Here is a 19,772-nt window from a genome sequence, read left to right on the forward strand (position 1 = left end):
GCTTACGGGGCCATGATCACTCGCGCCAAAGCAGCTCCAGCCCAAAGCCGCTACGCCGACCTCTCAGGGACGCCCTCTAACACGCTGATCTACTGATGTTGCCTCCGTGCCGCTTTGTGTCGGAATTATTAGACCATCCGGGCGCGGCACAGCCCTGCCTCAGACATGGAGAGAAGTTTCAGAAATACCCTTTCCAGACACGAGCCCGACTAACATCCCCTGGGGGGATCCGTGAATCAAAATCTGAAGAATTGGATGCAATCACACTTTGCCGATATTGTAATTTCCCTACTTGCTGCAGCAGCCGCTGCCATCCTTCTAATTAATGAACCCTCCGTGCACCCAACAAGCAAAATGCCCAACGAAAAATGCAAAGAAGAAAGGGGAATTGCCGCAAGTTCCCAGTCGGCAAAAGTCGTCGAAGTAGAGGACTCCAAGGGAGTTGACATCATCATTCCGGGGAGTTTCGACAGTGATGGAATTTCGAGGAGTACAGCGCGGCTGAAGCTGGCTGAAAACGCTACGCTTCCACCAGGGACGCATCTCACTACCTCGACCACTGGCCTAGCCCGCCAGACAGACGGAGTGTCACTCCCCGAGGAACAAGTAGCCAGCACGGCGCGAGTTGGCCCCAGTGGACGAACAGTCTTCCTGGCCGTTTGCGTTGCACCTCGCTATGGAGAGGTGAGCGCTTTTGGGTCGTACGCAGGAGCGGCAGGTCTTGACGATTCGCGGGTGCTGGGCGGCAATGTCCCTATCGTCATCCACGTTAAGTACCCCTACATGAACCGGGTTGGCTTGGCAGCGCTCCTTTCAGCCTGCGCGGGATTGATCTGGGCCCGAGTCGTGCGCCGTGGAGATGCCGGATTGCAAGCTGACTCGAATCACTCGCAGTGGGTACTGCTCGTCGTCAGCGTCGCTGCCGGAATTGCCTGCGTGTTTTCGGTTGACAAACTCGTGTGGGATCCAAAGGAATGGCAAGGGACTTCGTCCGAATACTGGGATCTCGTGGTTGCAGCTAGCGGGGCAGTTATCGCAGCCGTGCCCACTTTGCAATCACTCTTGAGTCATGTCACTAAAGCCAACTCAGAGACCTCCCACTAGCGCCTCTGCGATCTACGCGTTGGCGGCTCTTCGTGGACGTCGATGCAGACGAGATATCGCCGTGAATCACCTCCGGCGAGTTGCCGAGCCGGCGACCCACCGACGGCACCTCTATTTCTGAACCTGATTAAGTCGCCGAAGCTTCTCCTCCAGTGAAGCAGATTCATCCAAGATCCAAGAAAATACATTCAGAAAGTGGGGGCGTTTTACCTCCTCGATGCGCCTTGATGACCAGCACTGGAGTACTAGTGAGATGAATCCGCGGAACTGGAGCAGGAAACCTTCTGGGTGGTCATCGTGGGCACCCATGGGAATTTCCCTCGACATCTCATGAACGATTGCAGCGATGGCTGCATACCTAGTGATGAAGTCCGGGTGCGTCCCGCTTGCATCTTCGCTGTGCCAGTGTCCTGAAATATGCGACAAGGCAATAAGGGAGAGCATCGATCCCGAAATCGCCTTATAGATTTGGCCTCGCTGAAGGTCGCCGCCCAACTCTCCTGACATGAGCAGGAAGGCGGCTACATCTGCCTCAAGCTCGGAGCGCTGCGATTGATTTAGGGAGCTCCATAAATCGCGGATTCCAGACCTTTCAATCCAGCTAGCCATTTCACGAGAAACGCTCACGGAGTGCTTGAAAAATTCATCAGTGTGCCCAAGTAGGTGATGCGATATTTCGTGCGCCAACACGAATTCTTCGGCAGCCGCGATCGATATTCTGTAGCTATCAACACGGTGCTTTGGTACATCTGTAAGTGCCTTATGGGCGACGATCACCGACCTCTGCTGACGCCAAACGGACGCGGCCTCTTCCGCCAATAGGACAGGGTCGACGGCACCCCGGTCGATCTCTTCAAGGATCCACCAGAGGACCTCGTCGTCGTCCATCCCCAGGTCGACGTCGGTCACGATGGTATGCATGGCATCAAAGAACTGACTGAACAGGGTTGCGTAGACGATCGCGGCGTTAGTAAACCCTTGATTGATTTCGACCACTCCACTCTGGCGCGAGGACCAAGCACTCGCGTTTGCTTCGCCGTCAGCGACGCGGGCGGCGAAGATGTTACGGAGTGTTGCCTTCCACGCTAACGGGGCGACGTGAATTAGGTCGTCCATCATGCCTTCGAGCTCAGGGCAGTTAGATCTTGTAGGTCTCCACTCTCGGAATTCATTGAACTCCTCGCCCTGAAGCAGTTCACCCTTCCCTTCGGATTCGAAGAGTGATACCCAGTAGTTAACTTCCTTGGACTGTTGCTCGGAGTAAAAACGCCTTCTGGATTCCTGCAAGTTCCACACTGCTGTGCCCTCCTAGGCATATTAGGACTCAGATCGAGCGTCAGCTTACTGGTGATCGTTTTTGGGGTCTTGACTCCCTGAGGCAGCTTTCAGCCAATGTAGATGGCGACCAAAGGTCAGCTTTGTCATTAGGCAGCTGGCAACAGCGAAAGCGCGTCAGGAGTCGACTGCCGAGTCCACCGCTATCCGGACTGGGTGGGAAGTCCAGCTGCTGCGCTGAAGGACGCCCCAGAGGTACGTACCGGCGGCCGGCTGCGGTGTCGGCACATCGTTCTTCTTCCACTCGTTATCCCCCTCCCCGGCCGTGCTTTGACGGACTGCTCGACAGACGTCACTTTGCCGTGGCGGGAGACGATCCGCTCCTGCGGGCTGCTCACGATCCCCCTCGTTTCATCCAAGCTCCCAAGTGTGACTCAGAGCACACTTCGGTGCGGGGGTTTCGCAGGATCCGTGGAACCCGGCCGGTCACCACCGTCTCAGTTTCCGTCTCATTCAGCCCCGTTCACGGCCGTTCAGGCGGGAGCCAAAGCCTCCCCGGCGCAAGCGGCCAACCTCCCGTGAACGCAGGTGAACGCCCCCGCACGAGCCTCGCTGGACCGCTAACACAGTTGGAAAGCGTGTTGGCCAACGCAGGCGCCCGAATCCATGGCATCACCAGTCGAAGACTAGGCGTCACGGGGGCCAGTGAGGCCCCACCTGACAGTTCCCGCAGGTCAGCGGCCCAGCCCGCCGCAAATGACCGCAGCTTCCCAAACTGAAGAAACGAGCCAACCAGCTCGGAAAACCAGCACGATTCAGAGGCAGGAGTGGAGGCTGTTGCTAGTGCCTTCTACTGCACGAATACGCGCACTCGAACATCTTGCCTTCCCCTTCACACCTGGAGACGATGGCGCCTATCACTGCGTCGAAGGGTAGATCATGACGCCTGGCAGGCTCTGGAAACAGTGGACCCTCTGGACAACAGCTGTAGTTGGGACCATCGCCCTCATCATCTCCTTCCCTTTCATTCTACGCATGGTAGCTCCCTCAGGGATGGACTGGAGTCAGCTGAGCGAGGTAAGTGAGGCTTATGGGGCATTAGCCGTGCTGTTTTCTGCTGCAGCTTTCCTGGGTGCGATCGTCTCGATTTTGTATCAGGCTAAACAAACACGGGCCATGAACGAAGAAATCCGATCCTCGATACACAAGGAGTTGACGCTTCATAGTATCGAGGATGAAACCCTGATGCATTGCTGGCAACCACCATCCGAGCCCTGCACACTGGCACAGGCGCGACAGCACATGTTCTGCAATCTGATCTATCGGTTGTGGCTCGCCGATTACGTGGTCGGACGCACAACCCTAGAGGCAACTCGCATCGTCCTGACGAACCACTTTGCAGGCGAGGTCGCGCGCCGTCACTGGCGAATCATGGGACGTCAATGGATCAGTTGGGCAAAGGCTAACGCAAACCGACGAGACCGGGAATTTGTTGCACTCACCCAGCAAGTCTACGAAACGGCGGTGGCGGCTGGACCGCCGACTGAAGAAAATTCCTACTTCTTGCCGGCTCAATCGTAATGGCTGATCGACCGGCTTACCCGTTGGCGTAACTGACTGTCAGTCGAGGTTTGACGCACCATCGGCGCTGCCGTATTGATCGGACTGCTGGGCAGGATCGTGGACTATCTGTGGACTGAGGCCGCCCGGTCCACCACGGACGAGACCTCTACCTGGTGTGTTGTCGAATAATCACAGGGCCTCCGGGAGCCGTGTGTGGCTCCCGTTCCTTGCGCCCCCGGGAAGTAGACGCAGAGCGGCTCTCTCCGGGCCGAGCCCTTCCCCGGCCGGGGGGGTGACCAGCCGATGTCCACCGTGGGTACCGGTTGGGCAGGCTGGCTTGCATCGATCCCGAATGAGACGACGCCAGCCACGAGAGTCCGGACCCAACTGAGGCGCCAGTCTGTGAGGGTTCGTCGAGGGCGGCTGTGCTCAGTTTCGGTGAAAAGAGCCGGCTGGGGGGACGGCTTGTTGTACATCTGCTAGACCAACAAGCACGTCGGTGCTTAGGCCCAGAAGGGGACTGGGATAGAGATGCGCGGAAGGGAGCTGCCGTACCCGGACGGGTTCGGTCAGGACGATGCGGCCCAGTGGATGCAGGAGTGCTATGCCGATGAGGGTGTCGACCGCTTGGGCGAGCCCGCGGTGCTGGTGCGTGCGAGCGCTCCAGCCAGCCGCGACGTGTTCCACGGCGACGAGCAGTGCGGGCTCATCGTCGGCGAAGGGCGGCAGCTGAATGACGCCAGTTGGATGCTGCTGGGCGACGCGCAGGCGGTGGGGTATCGGCCGTGCGGGCGCTGCGGTTCTCCCGCGAGGTAGGAAGATGTGACCAGCGCAGACCTGCCTGAATCGCGCCGTAGCGATTCCAAGCGCGCCCAGGATCAGCGCCGCCGTGAGCGCATGCGGAGCAACGGGAGCGTCGAGCGCTATACGGCGAAAGAGATCGGCGCACGGGACGGCTGGGTCTGTGGCCTGTGCCAAGATCCAGTGGACCAGGCCTATCAGCACCCAGATCCTCGGTCCCCGAGCATCGACCACGTCTGCTGCATCGCGGCCAGCGGCACTGACACGCGCGACAATGTGCGCCTCACACACTGGGGCTGCAACCATGAACGCAACGCCGGCACCCCGCTGGGGACTGTCGAGGAAGCCGAAACGCAGCGCGCTCTCCTCCTCCGGATACCCGCGCTCCGGGCCTACGCGGAAAGCCTCAGGGCAGAGGACATGGTCCGCCGCTCTCAGGCCTTCCATACACCCGAGAGATATCGCGCCAAGTTGGCGCGTCGAGTGGAGCGCTACGAGCGCGAAGGACGCTGATCACGTACGCATCTACGAAGGGGTCGCGTGCCACAACCGTGCCAGATCCACGGGTCAGCCACGGTCAACGAGGGTAACTGACGGGCGCACTCGTGCCCGCTAGCTCGGCCAAGGAAGCCGCAGGTCACCTGGCCTACGCCCCAGCCGCTCTCCTAAAGCGGGTGTCGCAGGTTCGAATCCTGCCGGGGGCACCAACAAAGGCCCCGGACCGATCATGGTCCGGGGCCTTTGCCATCCACTTCTGACATCAACTCGGGCGATCGAGAGGTCCCGGCGCAATCTCGACGCCCCTGGAAGTTGCTGGGATCCCGGGCCGGGAACGTCGAGGTGGTGCGTGCGCGCCGTCCCTGCCGGTACTCCTCATTCAACCGGTCGGCCGTCGCGCAGGGAAGTTCGAGGTTCACGCCCTCCTCGTCCACAGCCATGCACGTCACGCAGGTGCTGCAGTGTTTCGCCAGCCGCGCGTACACATCCGCCCACGGGACATCGACGAATGACGGATACGGCGTACCGCTCATGACTCGGGCTCCGTCTCCAGGCAGCGCCGTCCGGCGGCGATCAGCCGGGCCACCGCGAGCGGGGCGCATAGCACTGCCGCCGAGTCCATCGGCACCGACCAGTAAGACGTCGTTTCACTTGGTGACTCGGCGGTAGCCGATGAGGGCTGCGGCTACGCCGACGAAGGCCAGGAAGTGCTCGGCTTTGCGCTCGTAGCGGCGGTGCAGCCTTCGGCATCCGGCGAGCCAGGAGACCGTTCTCTCGACGACCCAGCGGTGTCGGCCAAGCCACGTGGACGACTCGATGCCCTTGCGGGCGATGCGGTGGCGAATGCTGCGCCCGCGAAGCCATTTCCGCAGGTGGTCGTAAGTCGTAGCCCTTGTCGGCATGGAGCTTGGCCGGACGTCGCCGACGGGGTCCGCGGCGGGAGCGGATGGGCGGGATTCCGCGAACGAGCGGCTGCAGTCCGAGGCTGTCGTGCATGTTGGCGCCGGAGATCCCTAGCGACAGCGGCATGCCACTCCGGTCGGTGATCAGGTGAATTTTCGACCCCTGCTTGCCACGGTCGGTCGGATTCGGTCCAGTCAGTGGCCCCCTTTTGTAGCTCGGACGCTGACGGAGTCGATCGCGCACCGCGACCAGTCCAGCTCACCCCGAGCGCCGAGCTCGTCGAGGATGAGCCGGTGCAGCCTGGCCCAGACCCGGTTCCGGCTCCACTGGGCGAAGCGCCGGTAAACCGTGGGCCAGGCCGGCCCGAACACCGGCGGCAACTGCCGCCACGTGCAGCCCGATCTGGCCACGAAGACGATCGCCGCCAGGCATTCGCGGTCTCCGGCCCGCCGTCGCCCGCCACCTTGCGGGCGTATGACCTCCGTCGGCGGGACCACCCGCCGGAACATCGTCCACAACTCGTCCGGCACCAACCGCTCGATCAGATCCGTCATGCACGGCTCAACGAGCGATTCCGCGATCAGAAGCGACGTCTAAAACTCGTCGAAAACGTGTTCCAGACGTCGCTGGAGTCGACTTCAGCCCTCTGTGCGGCGAGATCCTTGGCGCCGACGGCTGCGGCCAGACGGCCTGATCAGGCGAGGCCAGGCGGCACTGCAGTGGTGCCCCTGCGGCCGCACGTGTGCCATCGGGCCGGTTTCCCGCGCTGTTCAGGCGGATTCGAGGATCGGGCGGATCTCGACGGTCTCCGGGGTGGGGAGGCTCATGGCCAGTTCGAGGGCTTCCTCGCGGTCGGCCACGTCGACGATGAACCAGCCGCCGAGGGTCTCCTCGCCGGTGTGCGCGGGTCCGTCGGTCACGATCGATGTCCCGTCGGCCGCGCTGCGTACTGTCGCGGGGGCCGTGTGTTCGGTCTCCAGGGCGTCGCCGCCGGCCAGCTTTCCGGCTGCGGCGAGTCCGCCGATCCAGCCTTCGTACTCCCTGCGGTACCCGGCCCGGTCGGCCTGGATCCGACGACGCGACTCGTCCGTCTCGAAGATCACGAGTGCGAATTTCATGGGAACTCCTCTCCGGTCGTCGTACGGGCGACCGCTGCTGATGGTGTGGGAGGGGGTGGTTTTTCAGCGGTGCTGTCGGCTGAGGTGATGCGGGCGAGTGAACCTATCTCCAGTGCGGTCCACAGAGCGCCGTCGGGCCCGATGGCGATGCCGTGCGGTTCGGAACGTGGGGTGGGCAGGTCGTGACCGGTGACGGAACCGTCGGCGGTGAGGGTGCCGACGCGGTTGCCGCCCCATTCGGTGAACCACAAGGTGCCCTGTCCGTCGACGGTGACGGCGTGCGGGCGGGCGGCGCGGTCGGGCAGCGGGAACTCGTCGATCTGCCCGTCGGGTGTGATTCGGCCGATCTGACCTGCGGCGATTTCGGTGAACCACAGCACGCCGTCGCGGCCCGCGGCGATCCCCACCGGTGCCGCCTCCGGCGTCGGCAGGGGGTGGAGGGTGACCGTACCGTCCACACCGATCCGCCCGATGGCGTTGGCCTGGTTGAGGGTGAACCACATCCCGCCGTCGCCGCCGGCGGTGATCGCCGAGGGGAAAGCGTCGGTGACGGGCAGCGGGAACTCGGTGATGCGGCCGTCGACGGTGATGCGGCCGATGCGGTCGGCAGTGGTCTCGGTGAACCACAGCGCGCCGTCAGGGCTCGCCGCGATGCCGAACGGCCCGGAACCAGGTGTGGGGGTGTGGAATTCGTCGATCACGCCGTTGGTGGTGATCCGCCCGATTCGGTCCGCCTGGTACTCGGTGAACCACAGCGCACCGTCCGGGCCGGGGGTGATGACGGTCGGCCCGCAGTCGGGATCGAGCCGGTGACTCGTCGGCTCCTCGCCGGGGACGAGGCGGCCGATCCGGCCGCTGTGGACGAGGGTGAACCACAGGGCGCCGTCCGGTCCCGTGGTGAGGGCGTAGGGCCCGGCTGCGCCGTCGGCCACCGTGTGCTCTTCGACGAACATCTGGGTCACATGACTCAAAGGGACTTCCTTGCTCCCTGCTCGGTGGCGATGCGTTCGATGTCGGCCGGGGTTCCGGCCATGATGGTGCGGGCGTGTTCGGTGACCAGGTCGGCGGGCCAGTCCCACCACGCGGCGCGCCGCAGTCGATCGATGTCGGCGTCGTCGAAGCGCTGCCGGATCGGTCGGCCCGGGTTGCCGCCGACGATCGTGTAGGGCGGAACGTCGGCGGTGACCACGGCGCCGGCCGCGATGATGGCACCGTCGCCGATCCGAACGCCGGGCATGACGGCCGCCTGGTATCCGAACCAGACGTCGTTGCCGACGACTGTGTCGCCGCGGCTGGGCATGGCGGTGACGACGTCCAGGGTCTGCTCGGCCCACCGGCCGCCGAACATGGTGAACGGGTACGTCGAGACGCCCATCGTCGGGTGCTCGGCGCCGGCCATCAGGAAGGTGGTGCCGGTGGCGATGGCGCAGTACTTGCCGATGACGAGGCGCTCCTGCCCGTACGCGTAGAGGACGTTGCAGTGTTCGAAGTCCGTGGCGCCGTCCGGATCGTCGTAGTAGGTGTACTCACCCACGACGATGTTCGGCGAGGTGACCAGCGGGTTGAGGAACACCACGCGGTCGTGGGCGGGCAGTGGGTGAACGGAGGTCGGATCAGGTGACATGGTCTCGGTCTCTTGCCGGGTTACGGGATGACGTGCATGGTCCGGGCCGTATGTTGCCGGGACCGGACGGAAGGCGACGTGATGGGCACTGCCTGGCGTTCCCCGGGCCGGACGGGGTGACCCACTCGGCGAACTGAACGATCACGCCGCTGCAGGGTGCCTCCCCTCGTCGATTACCGGACATGAGGTCCTCCGGGCAGTCGGAGCACCACATCATATCGGCACACATCGTGCCGATGCCGGGACATCAGATTGCCTGGAGAGGCCCCGACTGTCAACGGCACTATATGTGCCGATAGGATCGGCAGCATGACCGACGACAAGGCCGCCGAGCCCCGCCGCCGTGGCGCGGTGCGAACCGAGGAGCTGCTGCGCGTCACCTTCGAACTGGCCGCGGAGGTCCGCTACTCAGACCTGACGATCGCCGCGGTAGCCCGCCGTGCCGGCGTCGGCAAGCACACGATCTACCGGCGCTGGCCGACGAAGTTCGAGCTGCTCCTGGATGCCCTTCACCGTGCCCTCGGCTCCGACCTCGACTACCGCGACACCGGCGACGTCCGCGCCGATCTGCGCGAGCAGTTCGTCCGCTCCAGTGCTGCACTACTGAGCCCTGACATCTGGCCCGTCTACCGCGCCGTCATCATCGCGGCCCAGGACGACGACGCACTGCGCGAGCGGCTCTACCAGCAGTTCCTCGCCACGATCGAACAGCGCACCCTGGACCGCCTGGCCAGCGCCCAGCGCACCGGCGAGCTCATCGCAGACGCCGACCTCACTTACCCCACCGAGGTGCTGTGTGGCGCCCTCTACTACCGGGGGCTGCTGTCCACCCGCCCTGTCGACGAAGCGGCGATCGACGGCCTGCTCGACATGTTCATGGCCGCCTATGCCGTGTCCCCATGACCCCTCGCGAACTGGGGCGGATTCCGGCCGCGCCCCTGACCGGGCGGCATGGCGGCGCTCGTCGCCGAACGATCGACGCCCGACATCAGGAAGTGGCTGCTGTGGACTGCTAACGGAATTGCGTGACCGCCGGGGTGCAGCACACTGGTCCGGGCGACCGGCAGGCCCACCCCAGAACGTCCAGAGCGCCCGGGGCTCGATCCTGCTCTGGCAAGATCCGTTTGAAGACGGACCCTAGGAGCGAGGGTGACCGCCGCTTCGTAGGAAGTGGCGGTCTTTTCGTATCTCGTGGCGACCCCGCGGAAGCCCTTGAGCCGGTTGAAGCAGCGCTCGATTGTGTTGCGCCGTCGGTAGGGCTCCCGGTCGAACCCTGGTGGTCGGCCGCCGTGGCCACCGCGCCTCAGCCGGTGCCGTCGCTGGTCGGTCTTCTCGGGGATGGTGTGCGCAATGCCGCGTTTTCGCAGGTAGGCACGGAAGCCGCGGGAGCTGTAAGCCTTGTCCGCGATGACCTGGTCGGGCCTGCAGCGCGGCCGACCCGGGCCAGTGCGGGGAACACGGATCCGTTCCAGAAGAGGGCGTGCGCAGACACTGTCGTGGCACTGGCCGGGCGTCACCAGGATTGCGAGCGGGCGGCCCTTGTCGGCACAGGCGAGGTGGATTTTGGTGGTCAGTCCGCCTCGGGATCGGCCGAGGGCGTGATCGTCCGGTTCGTCCTGCCTCTGGATCCCCCTTTTCGGCCGGTGGCGGCGGCGTGCTGGTGAGCGCGGACGATGGTGGAGTCGATCTGGACCAGCCAGTCGATGTCGCCGACCGCGTCGAAGTGGGCCTGGATCTGCCGCAGGGCCCGTGTGAAGACTCCGTCGAGGGCGTAGCGGCGGAAGCGGGTGTAGACGGTCTGCCACGGCCCGTAGCGTTCCGGCAGGTCACGCCAGGAGATCCCGGTGCGGATCTTGTAGACCATCCCGTTGATGACCTGCCGGTCCTCCACGCGTGGCCGTCCCGTCGCAGCCCGGGGTATCAGCCAGGGTGGTGTCGTTCAGGCGATTCGTTCAGGTTGATTCTGATTCGGCACGGTGAGAAACGCGTGGGTTCCCGGATTCCTGCGGGTCGGACCCTCGGAACTCGGACGAGAGTCCCGCTTCTTGGAAGTCAGGTAGATGGGTTCCTCGATGCTGGTGTGCAGTGTGTCGTCGAGGACCGCTGGCCGGCGGGCCGCGGAACGATTTCAGGTAAGCCATACCTCCGCAGCCCACTGGGCAGGCCGATCCCGGATGCACGGCGCCGCTGGGATGCAGGACCGCTCCAGCCGCCCGCAGCACCAGCCCCGCCGGACCCCGGCCGCCACTGATGAACAGGTTGTGCGCCTACGGCGCGAGCACCACATCGGACCCATGCGGCTGGCCGCTCGCACGGGCATCGCAGCCCACCGCATCCTGCAGCGTCACGGCCTGCCCGTCCTGGCCGCCACCGACCGGGCCACCGGCGAATCCGTGCGCCGCTATAAACGCGGCCAGCCCGGCGAGCTGAACCACATCGACGTCGTGAACCTCGGCCGCATTCCCGATGGCGGCAATTGGCCAAGTAAGCACGCTGAGCCCCGAACCCGTCCTGCAAGAGAACGACCCCTGAGTCGGTAAGGCTAGCGGGACCTATCTTCAGCAGGTACCTTGTTACGCATGGTACTTCCGGGTGGAGCACGTTCTGGAGTGAGTCAACTCCGTCGGGGGATCCTGCAGTTCTGCGTCTTGGCGTTGCTGCGTGACGGCGAGAGGTACGCCTTTGAACTGGTGCGGGAGCTCTGCGACGCCCACGGACTCGTGACCAGTGAAGGCACCATTTATCCGCTGCTCTCACGGCTTCGGAAGGAGGGGTGGGTCAACACGGTCTGGAAGGAATCTGACTCAGGTCCTCCACGCCGCTACTACACGCTTACCCCGACGGGGCGACGAGCGCTGGATGAGTTCGCTGGTGAGTGGGGGCCGTTCAAAACCGCCGTTGACAACCTCCTGGACAGTGAGGAGAGCCACGAGTGACCTCGAGGCGCAATCAGCTCATAGACGAGTACCTGCACCGCTTCGACAATGCATCTGTATTCCTCCCCGCTGATCGACGCGAGGAGCTCAAGCAGGAGATCGTTGAGCACATAGATGCCGGCCTGGAAGAAGCAGACGCCCGGCACGCCGAAGCCGTCCGCACCGTCCTGGAACGACTAGGGCCTCCTGCGGACATCGTGGCTGCTGAGGTGAGCGGCCCAAGGTCCACTGGTTCCACGCCGGTAGTCAAACCGATCGCTCTTACCGCCGATGCGACGGATGGACACAAGGCTGACCATCAAGAACAGCTACGACAGGACGACGTTGCTGCGCCTCTTGCCTCTTCGCCGCCTTCACGAAGAAGGACAATGCTCCTGATCGGGGCAGCAACGACAGCACTTGTCGTCGGCGCGCTGGCCTTCGGCGTCAGCACATCCAACGACGATCAAGGGCAGCCACCCGCCTACGAGGGGCCGACCATCACTCCCTCCGAAGGCGAAGGGCCTAGCAGCACGTCGCCAAGCGAGTGGCCCACGGATGCCAGCGACGAGCCCACCGCGCCGCCCTCCGACGGACTCTCCGAGGTCCCGGACGATCCCATGGCCTCGACTTCCTGACGATCACGCACGGCGGCGGGCTTGAGCGTTTTCACCCTGCCGTCGGCCCTCCCCGCAGTTCCCGCACCTGCTGTCTGCACCCTCGTTTCCACAGGGGCTGACGGGATCTGAGTCCTACCAGTCGACATGAGGCTCTGGCCCTCTGACCTCCAGGGCGTCGACGGTGAGCCGGGCAGGCTCGCCGGGCGCGAGCGGCTGGACCAGGGTGCCGGTGACGCGCAGCAGATCGCCGGGCTGCATGCGTGGGTGATTCGAGGGTCTCCGCTGGGGCGGGTGTCGCGTCGACCCAGCCGTCGACAGCGCAGTGCTTGGTGTCCGTCAGCTGGCCTCCGCCAGGGGCTCAAGCCTCTAAACGGGTCCACGACTCGGATAACGACGAAGTCATCCTGGGATGATGGCGCTGACGGAGGAATTTGAGACGGGTTGCCAGGTTGACTGAGACATGCTGGTCGCCGTGGATGTCCGGCTACCGGGGTAGCTTCGCGGTTCGCTCCGGGTAGGCGGTGCCGACATAACGCATGGCGGTCTGTTCGGTGATGCCGAAGAGCCTCATGAGCTTGAGCGGGTCGCCGGTGGCGAAAGCCTCGTCGAGAATCCGGTCTTGGCGCAGCGTGTCGAGGGTGAGTCCGTTGGGTAGGACGACCTGGCCGGGAGTGACCCTGTGCACGGCCGGGTGGTCCGGGTCGAGGGCGGTTTTCTGGCTGACCAGCAGGTAGGGATTGACAGAGGCGGGCCAGCGTTGGTGGCGGTAAGCCAACCAGTCGGCGGCAAGCCGGTGGGTGAGCTCCTCCAAATAGAGGGTGTGTCGCAGCAGGCCGCGGCGCAGTTCGAGGGTTCCACGGGCGAGGTTCAGGTCGGCGGTTCGCGCGGTGCGGATCTCGGCGGCAGGGACGGCGTGGACGGCGGCCAAGGCGATGGTGAGCCGCGCGAATGGGGTCTCGGCACGGTCGAGCAGGCCAGCCAGCACGTCGGAGGGAACCGGCCGTGGAATGCTCGTCAGATCGCCCACAGTGAGGTGGCGGGCAAGGTCGCGGAAGATCACCCGCTTGCGTTTGAGTGCCCGGAACAGGCTGCGCAGTGCGGTGGCGAGCTGGCGTCGGGCGGTCCCGGCCAGGTCCTCCAGCGTGTCGTGAAGGTGGTCCGAGGTGACTTCCCGAAGGGTCGTCATGCCGGCCGCTGTCCAAGCGGTGAGGGTCGGTTGGAGAGTGGTCAGGTAGCGGCGGATGCCCTCCCAACTGCGCGGTTCGTTCTCACGGGGGCCTTGGCCGCGCAGCACGTCCACCCATGTGCGGATTTCGTCGGCGACGGGTTGCGGTAGCGCATGGAGCGCTGTTTCGATCCAGGCCAGGTCGCGGTCCCGGTGGAGTTCGGGATCGTCGACGAGCAGGCCGCGAGCCCGCAGGAACTGGCAGACGTGCTTGGCCGCGAGGTGCGGGTCCAGCTGGGCCAAGTCGTGGACGTCGCGCTCGTGAAAGGCGTTCTCGACGCCGAGCCAGTAGCCCAGGATGGTGAGGGTGCGGATGTTCTTGCGCAAGCCTGACTTCTGCTGGTCGCGGCGAAGCTCGGCGAAGTCCTCCACCAGTGCGGTGGCCGCGGCGGTCAGCGGCAGTTCGCCCGGCGGCCGACTCCGCAGTCGGGCCAGCAGCGGCGACCAGTTGCGGCGCATGGTGAACAGACTCTCCTGTCCCGGGCAGACCGTCGTTGCGGGCGTCATGTCCGCGGGCAGCGGGAGGGGTTCGTCGTCGGCTTGGAGCGGCAGGTTCGGTGCGCCCCCGCCAGCGGGCAGGTCGATCACGAGCTGCGTACCCGACCTGACGGGAGGCCGAGTGCGGTCGGCATCGCGGTAGGGATGGCAGGTGCGGCAGTGGCCGGCACGCAGCGGCAGCCCGTTCCGGTGGCAGCGCGTACAGAACCCAGACTGTTGTCGCTCCCGCCAATACCGGCAGGGGTCGCAGAGGAATCCCGCATGCCGCCTCCCGGGCATCCAGGCTTGGCAGTCGCTGCACTGGCGCGGTGGGACCATGGGTTCGGGACTGCGGCGACCTCGAGGGCCTGTGGCTGGCTGGCCCGGGGGAGGTGTCGGGGTTGCGGCGCGGCCAGCAGGCCGGCGCGCAGCAGGACCAGGCAGACCGTGTCACCGTTCGTCGGCAGGTCCCGCAACAACGTCTCTGGGGCCGTCGCGAAGCCGTCCGCCTCGCGCACGGCCAGAGCGACGCGAACCATCTTGGCGGCCCAGTAGTACCAGGCTCTGGTCAAGCGGCGCTCCGCCGTCAACGCCTCCAGCACCGGTTGGGCCTGGTCCCAGCCAGAGACCGTCCGGCCGGCGATAGCGCGGACCGTGGCGTCGGTGAGGGTGCGCGGCAGGGTGCAGGGGAAGCTGGCCCCACACTTGCGGCTCCAGTACCGGCGCACCGGCCGGCTCTTCGCACTGCTGATTCAGCATGCGTTTCCATCTGGCGTTCACCCCGCGCCCGCCACTTTCACCGCGCACGATCTTGCGGGCCTGAGTCGCGTAGTGGCGGTAGGTGCCGATCGTGAGCTGCAGGGCACGCGGCCGTGCCCCGGGGATGGCCAGCGCCCATTCCGCGTCGTCCTCGACCCGGATGGCTTGAAGGCAGGGCTTGCACAGGCCCTCGGTGTTGAGGTGGGCCTCGTGTCGGCATCGCGGGCACACCCCACGTGCGGGGTAATCGTATTTCCAGTGCTCGCAACCGTGGCAGATCCAGCGCCCGTACAGCACCGACCAGCTCAGGCACATCGCGCAGCTGCGAGCACGTCCCGTCTTCTTCGCCATGCCCGTTCCTCAACTCGGCGGCAGTGAACGCGGCCCGCCGCCGTGGCGGGTACGGGGGACGGGCCTCGCCGGCCCCGGCTCCCGCCCCTCGGCGCCGACCGCAAGTTGGCCGAAGTCCTGGGCGGCCTGCGCGCCGGCGACGGGCTCGGCCTGGAGCAGGTCGGCGACCGTGCAGCCGAGCGCCGCGCACATCAGGTCCAGGTCGTCCAGGCGAACCGTGACCGGCTTGCCGCCCCACAGCGCGGCGACCTTGCTCAGCGACGGGTTGAATCCCACCTGCTGGAACGCGGCCAGCACTTCGGTCGGCCGCCATAGGTCCCGTTGGGCGGCGACCATCCGCAGATTCCACTTCACCGCAGGTTCCCCTTGTCCATCACCAGTCGTTGGGCCGCCCGGGCGCTGGCAGCCAGATTCGCGTGCTCCGGTTCGGCGTGCGCGGTCGCCATGTACCGGAGTGTCGTGGTGGCCCAGGCGTGTCCGAGGACCTTCTGCACCTCCCACAGCGTCATCCCGCGCTCGTAGTTGTGGGTCGCGCAGGCGTGACGCAACAGGTGCGGGAAAAGGTCGGTGACCGGCCCGGTCAGATAGGTGCCGGCCGCGTTGTGCAGGGCCCGGCGGAAGGTTGAGGGGACGATCGCCGGGGCGATCGGCAGGTTCAGCGCCGCGACCGCGGTGGGTTTGCGCTCCGACGGCCACAGTGGCGCCTTCGGGTGCTCGGCGTTGTCGCCGAATTCGCCGCGGATCTCCTCGATGTACCACCACAGAAGGGCCCGGCCCTCCTGGAACATGTACGCCTCGCGCGGTCGGGGCCCCGACCCGCCGGCTCCCTTGCCGAGTACGACGAAGCGGCCCCACTGGCCGTGCTCCCAGTGCAGGTCGCCCATGCACACCCCGCATAGCTCGTTGGCCCGGACGCCGGACAGGTACGCGATCTTTGTCATCGCATAGTCGCGGCAGGCAACCAGGTACTTCCGGGCGCCTGGCAGGTCCTCGCGCCAGCGGCCGAAGAAGTCCCGCATCGCCGTCTGCGAGGGCGGGACACGCAAGCCGAAGTCGCCGCGGTGCCGGGGCCGGCTGAACGGGTCGATCGGCGACTCGACGGCGTGGCCGAAGCGGCGCATGATCTCGCCGGCATAGCGCTGTTCGAGGAACGGAAGTAGGCGTCGATCTTGTTGATCTTGCCGCGCAGGGTCGACGGTGCCCGCTTGCCCGCACCAGCGAAGTACCGCTCGACCTCCCGGGATGAGAGCTTCCACGGCACCGTGCCGTAGAACTCGCAGACCTCGATCACCGGCTTGATCAGCCCGTCAAGTGTCGTCGGTGCCAGGCCGGCCGCGTCCCTCGCCCACTGGTACTCGGACAGCGTGTCGAGGAAGAAGCTCTCCTCGTCGTGCTCCGAGATGCGGGCCTGGCGGCGCCGCTGAAGGGTGACGACGTCCGCAAGACCGGACTCGACCGACACCGCGGCCGGATCTACCGGCACGGTCGGCTCTGGCCCGAGACGCACGAGCGTCAGCACGCGACTTTTGGAATCTGACACGAAGCCGCAGATTACGGCGACCACTCGCAGAATCTGCGAGTTACTTCTGAGATCTCACACCAACGAGTGAACGACCCGCACAGGGCGATCTACCAGCTGAGATGCGGATTCGCGGCCACCAGATGGCTTCCGGGAACCCGCGCGTACTCCAATAGGTGGCTTCGTTGGTGGCCCCGAGGACATATCTCCAGGACGCTGCCCTGGCCCGACTGGGCTACGGGGTCTTGCCGCACCTACTCGCCGTCCGCGCCATCGAGGCCCACATGGCCCGCACCCTTGCTGGCGGAAACCAGACCCGTGAGGAGTGGCGGCTGCCCATCCAGCTCAAGGCGACCATGCTCGACAGAGGAGACGGGCGCTGGCGTGTTGGCAGAATGTCAGTGACACAGGACTTGACGCGCTCATCGGCGGCGCCGGTCCGTCAGCGGGTAGTGAGGAGGCCGTCCACCAGAGCCCGGAGCCCGTCCGGATAGGTGTCCTCAGCGGTCAGCGACGCCCAGCGGTCCGCGACCTGTGCCAAGCGGGGAAGCTCGCCCGGGTCCAGATGGGCGAAGACTCGCTCCCGGTAAGTCGCACGGTCGTCGCCTGCGCGGCGCCGGGCCGCTGCCGCACGGACCGTGATCTCTCCGGCGGTGTAGTACCAGATCACGCGGTAACCGCGCACGGCCTGCTCGGGGGTCAGGCCGCACTCGACCAGGCCATCGACGATCTGCTCGACAAACCATAGGGCGGACATGGACATCAAGTCGTCGGCGGTCAGCACCTCCGTGATCCACGGGCAGGCGGCGAGCGCCTCGTGGACCGCGGTGGCGGCCACGATGATCTGCTCGCGGGGGTGATCGGGCAGTTCGGGCCGGCGCAGGGTCCGGGTGGCGTAGTCGTCCAGCAGGAGGACGAGCAGCTCCTCCTTGTCGCGGACGTGGTGGTAGAGCGCCATCGGAGTACTGCCGACCTCCGTGGCCAGCCGCCGCATGGTCAGCCGGTCCACGCCCCCCTCATCCATGATCCGACGGGCTGTCTCGATGATCTCCTCGCGAGAGATACGGGGAGGTCGGCCCAGGGTTTTGCGCGGTGCGGACGGTTGCGGCATGCCCCCATCATTCCCCAGGTGTCGACAACGGCATACCTCGCCGCTAACTTTTCTTACATGTATAAAAACTCTAGAGGGAAGCCCGGAGTGGTGCTGGCGGCAGCCGCCGTCGCCCAGTTCGTGTTCGCCCTGGACATGTCCGTGGTCAACGTCGCCTTACCTGCGATCCGCACGGCGCTGGGATTCGCACCGCTCGACCTGTCCTGGGTCGTGCACGTCTACGCGCTCGCGTTCGGCGGGTTCCTGCTGCTGGGCGGCCGCGCCTGCGACCTGTACGGCCAGCGTCGGATGTTCGTCTTGGGGCTGACCGTCTTCGGGCTGTGCTCGCTGGCAGGCGGGCTGGCCCAGACTCCCTGGCACCTGGTCGCCGCCCGCACCGGACAGGGCCTGGGCGCCGCCGTGGCCGCGCCGGCCGCGCTGGCGATGCTCACCACCACCTTCGCCGAAGGCCCCCGGCGCGTCCGCGCGCTGGGGGTGTGGAGCGCGGTGAACGCCGCAGGTGGCGCGCTGGGCGTGCTGGCGGGTGGACTGCTGACCGAGTACGCGGGCTGGCGCTGGGTCATGCTGATCAACCTGCCCATCGTCGTGGCGGCTCTCGCGCTCATTCCCGCAGGGGTGCCCGCCGGAACAGCACCCGCCCGGCGCGAGAGGCTGGACGTGCTGGGCGCCGCCCTGGCGACCGGCGGAGTCGGGCTGCTGATGCTCGGTGTCGTCCGCACCGACACCCTCGGCTGGGGCTCCCGTACCACGTGGGCGACCCTCGCCGCCGCAGCCATGCTGCTGGCCGCCTTCGTCGTCGCCGAGTCAAGGGCCACCACGCCTCTGCTGCGCCTCGGCCTGCTGCGCAGCCGTTGGGTCGCCGGCGCGAACGAGCTCGTGTTCCTGGCCGCAGCCGGGCAGTTCACCTCGTTCTACTTCGTGTCCCTGTACATGCAGCAGGTCCTGGGCATGGGGGCCGCAGCGACCGGCACCGCATTCCTGCCCTTCTCCCTGGGCCTGGTCGCGGGAACCATCGTCGCCACCCGTGTCACCGCCTCCCGCACCCCCCGGGTGTCCCTGGTGCCCGGCGCCCTGCTGGCTGCCGGAGGACTGGCCTGGTTCGCGCTCATCAGCCCCGACGGCAGCTTCCTCACCGACGTACTCGGCCCGTCCCTCGTCACCAGTCTCGGCGCCGGACTGGTCCTGGCCCCGGTCGCCGCCGCCGCGACCACCGGCGTCGCTCCGCGTGAGGCCGGCATGGCCTCCGGCCTGATGAACAGCTCCCGCCAACTCGGCGGCTCCATCGGCCTGGCCACCCTGGCCACCATCGCCGCACATCGCACTGGCACGGCCACCGACCCGGCCGCGCTCAATGACGGCTACGCCCTGGGCCTGGCCGTCGCCGCCGCCGTCTTCGTGCTCGCGGCGGTCGTGGCGATCGCTGTGCTGCCACGTCGCCGGGCCGCCACGCGGTTACCGCAGTCCACCGCCCCCGCAGAGAACCAACTGGAAGGAACTCCGTCATGAAGACCACCGTCGTCGACCTGTTCGCCTCGGCGCTGCACTTCAACCCCGACGGCGACGTCCGAGCCGTCGAGCGGCAGATGACCAGCAGCGGCTCGGGGGCCTGGCAGATCGCCACGTTCCACGTGGAGACCGATGCCGATGTGCACGCCGACCACTGGGAGATGCACCCGGAGGCCGAGGAAGCGGTGTGCTGCCTGGCCGGCGGTATCCGCCTCTACTTCCGTCCCGACGGGCCCGGCGGCACCGAGGACATGGTGCGGTTGCAAGCAGGCGCCGCCGTGGTCGTCCCCCGCGGGCGCTGGCACCGCCTGGAACTGGACGCCCCCAGCGACCTGATGTCGATCACCCTTCGCCACGGCACCCGCCTCGAAAAGCGCACCGACACCCACTGACCGAACGTGGC

The 19,772-nt window shown here is 66.0% G+C and carries 18 protein-coding genes, 1 tRNA gene and 4 pseudogenes; 11 read left to right on the forward strand and 12 right to left on the reverse strand.

Going from position 1 to position 19,772, the window contains the following annotated elements; genetic code table 11:
- The first annotated feature begins 231 nt into the window (after positions 1-231).
- Entirely contained in the window at positions 232-1,104 is an 873-nt protein-coding gene (locus ACIBL4_RS27540; protein WP_399414490.1) for a hypothetical protein, read from the forward strand.
- A 111-nt stretch (positions 1,105-1,215) separates the two neighbouring features.
- On the opposite strand, the gene ACIBL4_RS27545 is transcribed toward ACIBL4_RS27540, so the two are convergent.
- Positions 1,216-2,400 (reverse strand): hypothetical protein, encoded by a 1,185-nt coding sequence (locus ACIBL4_RS27545; RefSeq protein WP_399414491.1) that lies wholly within the window; start codon positions 2,398-2,400, stop codon positions 1,216-1,218.
- 918 nt (positions 2,401-3,318) lie between these two features.
- Between ACIBL4_RS27545 and ACIBL4_RS27550 the strand changes: the two genes are divergently transcribed.
- From ACIBL4_RS27550 to ACIBL4_RS27565, 4 genes are all read left to right on the forward strand, one after another.
- Positions 3,319-3,960 carry a DUF6082 family protein gene (locus tag ACIBL4_RS27550; RefSeq protein ID WP_399414492.1) on the forward strand — a complete coding sequence of 214 codons (642 nt, stop codon included), beginning with the start codon at positions 3,319-3,321 and terminating at the stop codon, positions 3,958-3,960.
- A gap of 513 nt (positions 3,961-4,473) precedes the next feature.
- Positions 4,474-4,758 carry a hypothetical protein gene (locus tag ACIBL4_RS27555; protein WP_399414493.1) on the forward strand — a complete coding sequence of 95 codons (285 nt, stop codon included), beginning with the start codon at positions 4,474-4,476 and terminating at the stop codon, positions 4,756-4,758.
- 6 nt (positions 4,759-4,764) lie between these two features.
- Complete coding sequence (locus ACIBL4_RS27560) at positions 4,765-5,256, forward strand: HNH endonuclease (protein ID WP_399414494.1); 492 nt, start codon at positions 4,765-4,767, stop codon at positions 5,254-5,256.
- 116 nt (positions 5,257-5,372) lie between these two features.
- Positions 5,373-5,450, forward strand: a tRNA-Ser gene (locus tag ACIBL4_RS27565).
- A gap of 18 nt (positions 5,451-5,468) precedes the next feature.
- On the opposite strand, the gene ACIBL4_RS27570 is transcribed toward ACIBL4_RS27565, so the two are convergent.
- From ACIBL4_RS27570 to ACIBL4_RS27590, 5 genes and pseudogenes are all read right to left on the reverse strand, one after another.
- Positions 5,469-5,774 carry a hypothetical protein gene (locus tag ACIBL4_RS27570; protein WP_399414495.1) on the reverse strand — a complete coding sequence of 102 codons (306 nt, stop codon included), beginning with the start codon at positions 5,772-5,774 and terminating at the stop codon, positions 5,469-5,471.
- A gap of 114 nt (positions 5,775-5,888) precedes the next feature.
- Positions 5,889-6,698, reverse strand: a pseudogene (locus tag ACIBL4_RS27575) (IS5 family transposase).
- 216 nt (positions 6,699-6,914) lie between these two features.
- Positions 6,915-7,262: a YciI family protein gene (locus ACIBL4_RS27580; protein ID WP_399414496.1), complete on the reverse strand. Its 348-nt coding sequence runs from the start codon at positions 7,260-7,262 to the stop codon at positions 6,915-6,917.
- The gene (locus ACIBL4_RS27585; protein ID WP_399414583.1) at positions 7,259-8,215 is read right to left on the reverse strand and encodes a virginiamycin B lyase; all 957 of its coding nucleotides are present in this window, start codon (positions 8,213-8,215) and stop codon (positions 7,259-7,261) included. Before ACIBL4_RS27585 ends, ACIBL4_RS27580 begins: the two co-directional genes overlap by 4 nt.
- 14 nt (positions 8,216-8,229) lie before the next feature.
- Positions 8,230-8,886: a CatB-related O-acetyltransferase gene (locus ACIBL4_RS27590; protein ID WP_399414497.1), complete on the reverse strand. Its 657-nt coding sequence runs from the start codon at positions 8,884-8,886 to the stop codon at positions 8,230-8,232.
- Positions 8,887-9,195: 309 nt separating this feature from the next.
- Between ACIBL4_RS27590 and ACIBL4_RS27595 the strand changes: the two genes are divergently transcribed.
- A complete protein-coding gene (locus tag ACIBL4_RS27595) occupies positions 9,196-9,789 on the forward strand; it encodes a TetR/AcrR family transcriptional regulator (protein ID WP_399414498.1) in 594 nt (197 codons plus the stop codon).
- Between the two features lie 239 nt (positions 9,790-10,028).
- Here ACIBL4_RS27595 and ACIBL4_RS27600 read toward each other — a convergent pair.
- Positions 10,029-10,810 (reverse strand): annotated as a pseudogene (locus ACIBL4_RS27600) (IS5 family transposase); the annotation flags it as partial.
- A 156-nt stretch (positions 10,811-10,966) separates the two neighbouring features.
- Between ACIBL4_RS27600 and ACIBL4_RS27605 the strand changes: the two are divergent.
- The 3 genes and pseudogenes from ACIBL4_RS27605 to ACIBL4_RS27615 form a co-directional block, all read left to right on the forward strand.
- A pseudogene (locus ACIBL4_RS27605) lies at positions 10,967-11,360 on the forward strand (IS481 family transposase); the annotation flags it as partial.
- A 105-nt stretch (positions 11,361-11,465) separates the two neighbouring features.
- Positions 11,466-11,822 carry a PadR family transcriptional regulator gene (locus ACIBL4_RS27610; protein WP_399414499.1) on the forward strand — a complete coding sequence of 119 codons (357 nt, stop codon included), beginning with the start codon at positions 11,466-11,468 and terminating at the stop codon, positions 11,820-11,822.
- Positions 11,819-12,439 (forward strand): HAAS signaling domain-containing protein, encoded by a 621-nt coding sequence (locus ACIBL4_RS27615; protein WP_399414500.1) that lies wholly within the window; start codon positions 11,819-11,821, stop codon positions 12,437-12,439. The genes ACIBL4_RS27610 and ACIBL4_RS27615 overlap by 4 nt, the downstream gene beginning before the upstream one ends.
- A gap of 114 nt (positions 12,440-12,553) precedes the next feature.
- On the opposite strand, the gene ACIBL4_RS27620 is transcribed toward ACIBL4_RS27615, so the two are convergent.
- From ACIBL4_RS27620 to ACIBL4_RS27640, 5 genes and pseudogenes are all read right to left on the reverse strand, one after another.
- Entirely contained in the window at positions 12,554-12,679 is a 126-nt protein-coding gene (locus ACIBL4_RS27620; protein ID WP_399414501.1) for a hypothetical protein, read from the reverse strand.
- Between the two features lie 226 nt (positions 12,680-12,905).
- Positions 12,906-14,234: a hypothetical protein gene (locus tag ACIBL4_RS27625; RefSeq protein WP_399414502.1), complete on the reverse strand. Its 1,329-nt coding sequence runs from the start codon at positions 14,232-14,234 to the stop codon at positions 12,906-12,908.
- 1,008 nt (positions 14,235-15,242) lie between these two features.
- Complete coding sequence (locus ACIBL4_RS27630; RefSeq protein WP_399414503.1) at positions 15,243-15,587, reverse strand: helix-turn-helix domain-containing protein; 345 nt, start codon at positions 15,585-15,587, stop codon at positions 15,243-15,245.
- Positions 15,584-16,752 (reverse strand): annotated as a pseudogene (locus ACIBL4_RS27635) (tyrosine-type recombinase/integrase). The gene ACIBL4_RS27630 and the pseudogene ACIBL4_RS27635 overlap by 4 nt, the downstream one beginning before the upstream one ends.
- 442 nt (positions 16,753-17,194) lie before the next feature.
- The gene (locus tag ACIBL4_RS27640; RefSeq protein ID WP_399414504.1) at positions 17,195-17,863 is read right to left on the reverse strand and encodes a TetR/AcrR family transcriptional regulator; all 669 of its coding nucleotides are present in this window, start codon (positions 17,861-17,863) and stop codon (positions 17,195-17,197) included.
- A gap of 57 nt (positions 17,864-17,920) precedes the next feature.
- Between ACIBL4_RS27640 and ACIBL4_RS27645 the strand changes: the two genes are divergently transcribed.
- Both ACIBL4_RS27645 and ACIBL4_RS27650 read left to right on the forward strand, forming a co-directional pair.
- Entirely contained in the window at positions 17,921-19,369 is a 1,449-nt protein-coding gene (locus ACIBL4_RS27645) for an MFS transporter (RefSeq protein WP_399414505.1), read from the forward strand.
- Positions 19,366-19,761, forward strand: a complete 396-nt coding sequence (locus tag ACIBL4_RS27650; RefSeq protein ID WP_399414506.1) for a cupin — start codon at positions 19,366-19,368, stop codon at positions 19,759-19,761. Before ACIBL4_RS27645 ends, ACIBL4_RS27650 begins: the two co-directional genes overlap by 4 nt.
- Positions 19,762-19,772 lie beyond the last annotated feature (11 nt).

It is taken from the genome of Streptomyces sp. NPDC050416, assembly GCF_044458845.1.
Taxonomy (GTDB): domain Bacteria; phylum Actinomycetota; class Actinomycetes; order Streptomycetales; family Streptomycetaceae; genus Streptomyces.

Coding starts and splice junctions, on each gene's coding strand:
- ACIBL4_RS27550 (WP_399414492.1), top strand. CDS start 3,319: ATGACGCCTGGCAGGCTCTGGAAACAGTGGACCCTCTGGACAACAGCT.
- ACIBL4_RS27555 (WP_399414493.1), top strand. CDS start 4,474: ATGCGCGGAAGGGAGCTGCCGTACCCGGACGGGTTCGGTCAGGACGAT.
- ACIBL4_RS27570 (WP_399414495.1), bottom strand. CDS start 5,774: ATGAGCGGTACGCCGTATCCGTCATTCGTCGATGTCCCGTGGGCGGAT.
- ACIBL4_RS27580 (WP_399414496.1), bottom strand. CDS start 7,262: ATGAAATTCGCACTCGTGATCTTCGAGACGGACGAGTCGCGTCGTCGG.
- ACIBL4_RS27585 (WP_399414583.1), bottom strand. CDS start 8,215: ATGTTCGTCGAAGAGCACACGGTGGCCGACGGCGCAGCCGGGCCCTAC.
- ACIBL4_RS27590 (WP_399414497.1), bottom strand. CDS start 8,886: ATGTCACCTGATCCGACCTCCGTTCACCCACTGCCCGCCCACGACCGC.
- ACIBL4_RS27595 (WP_399414498.1), top strand. CDS start 9,196: ATGACCGACGACAAGGCCGCCGAGCCCCGCCGCCGTGGCGCGGTGCGA.
- ACIBL4_RS27610 (WP_399414499.1), top strand. CDS start 11,466: ATGGTACTTCCGGGTGGAGCACGTTCTGGAGTGAGTCAACTCCGTCGG.
- ACIBL4_RS27620 (WP_399414501.1), bottom strand. CDS start 12,679: ATGCAGCCCGGCGATCTGCTGCGCGTCACCGGCACCCTGGTCCAGCCG.
- ACIBL4_RS27640 (WP_399414504.1), bottom strand. CDS start 17,863: ATGCCGCAACCGTCCGCACCGCGCAAAACCCTGGGCCGACCTCCCCGT.
- ACIBL4_RS27645 (WP_399414505.1), top strand. CDS start 17,921: ATGTATAAAAACTCTAGAGGGAAGCCCGGAGTGGTGCTGGCGGCAGCC.
- ACIBL4_RS27650 (WP_399414506.1), top strand. CDS start 19,366: ATGAAGACCACCGTCGTCGACCTGTTCGCCTCGGCGCTGCACTTCAAC.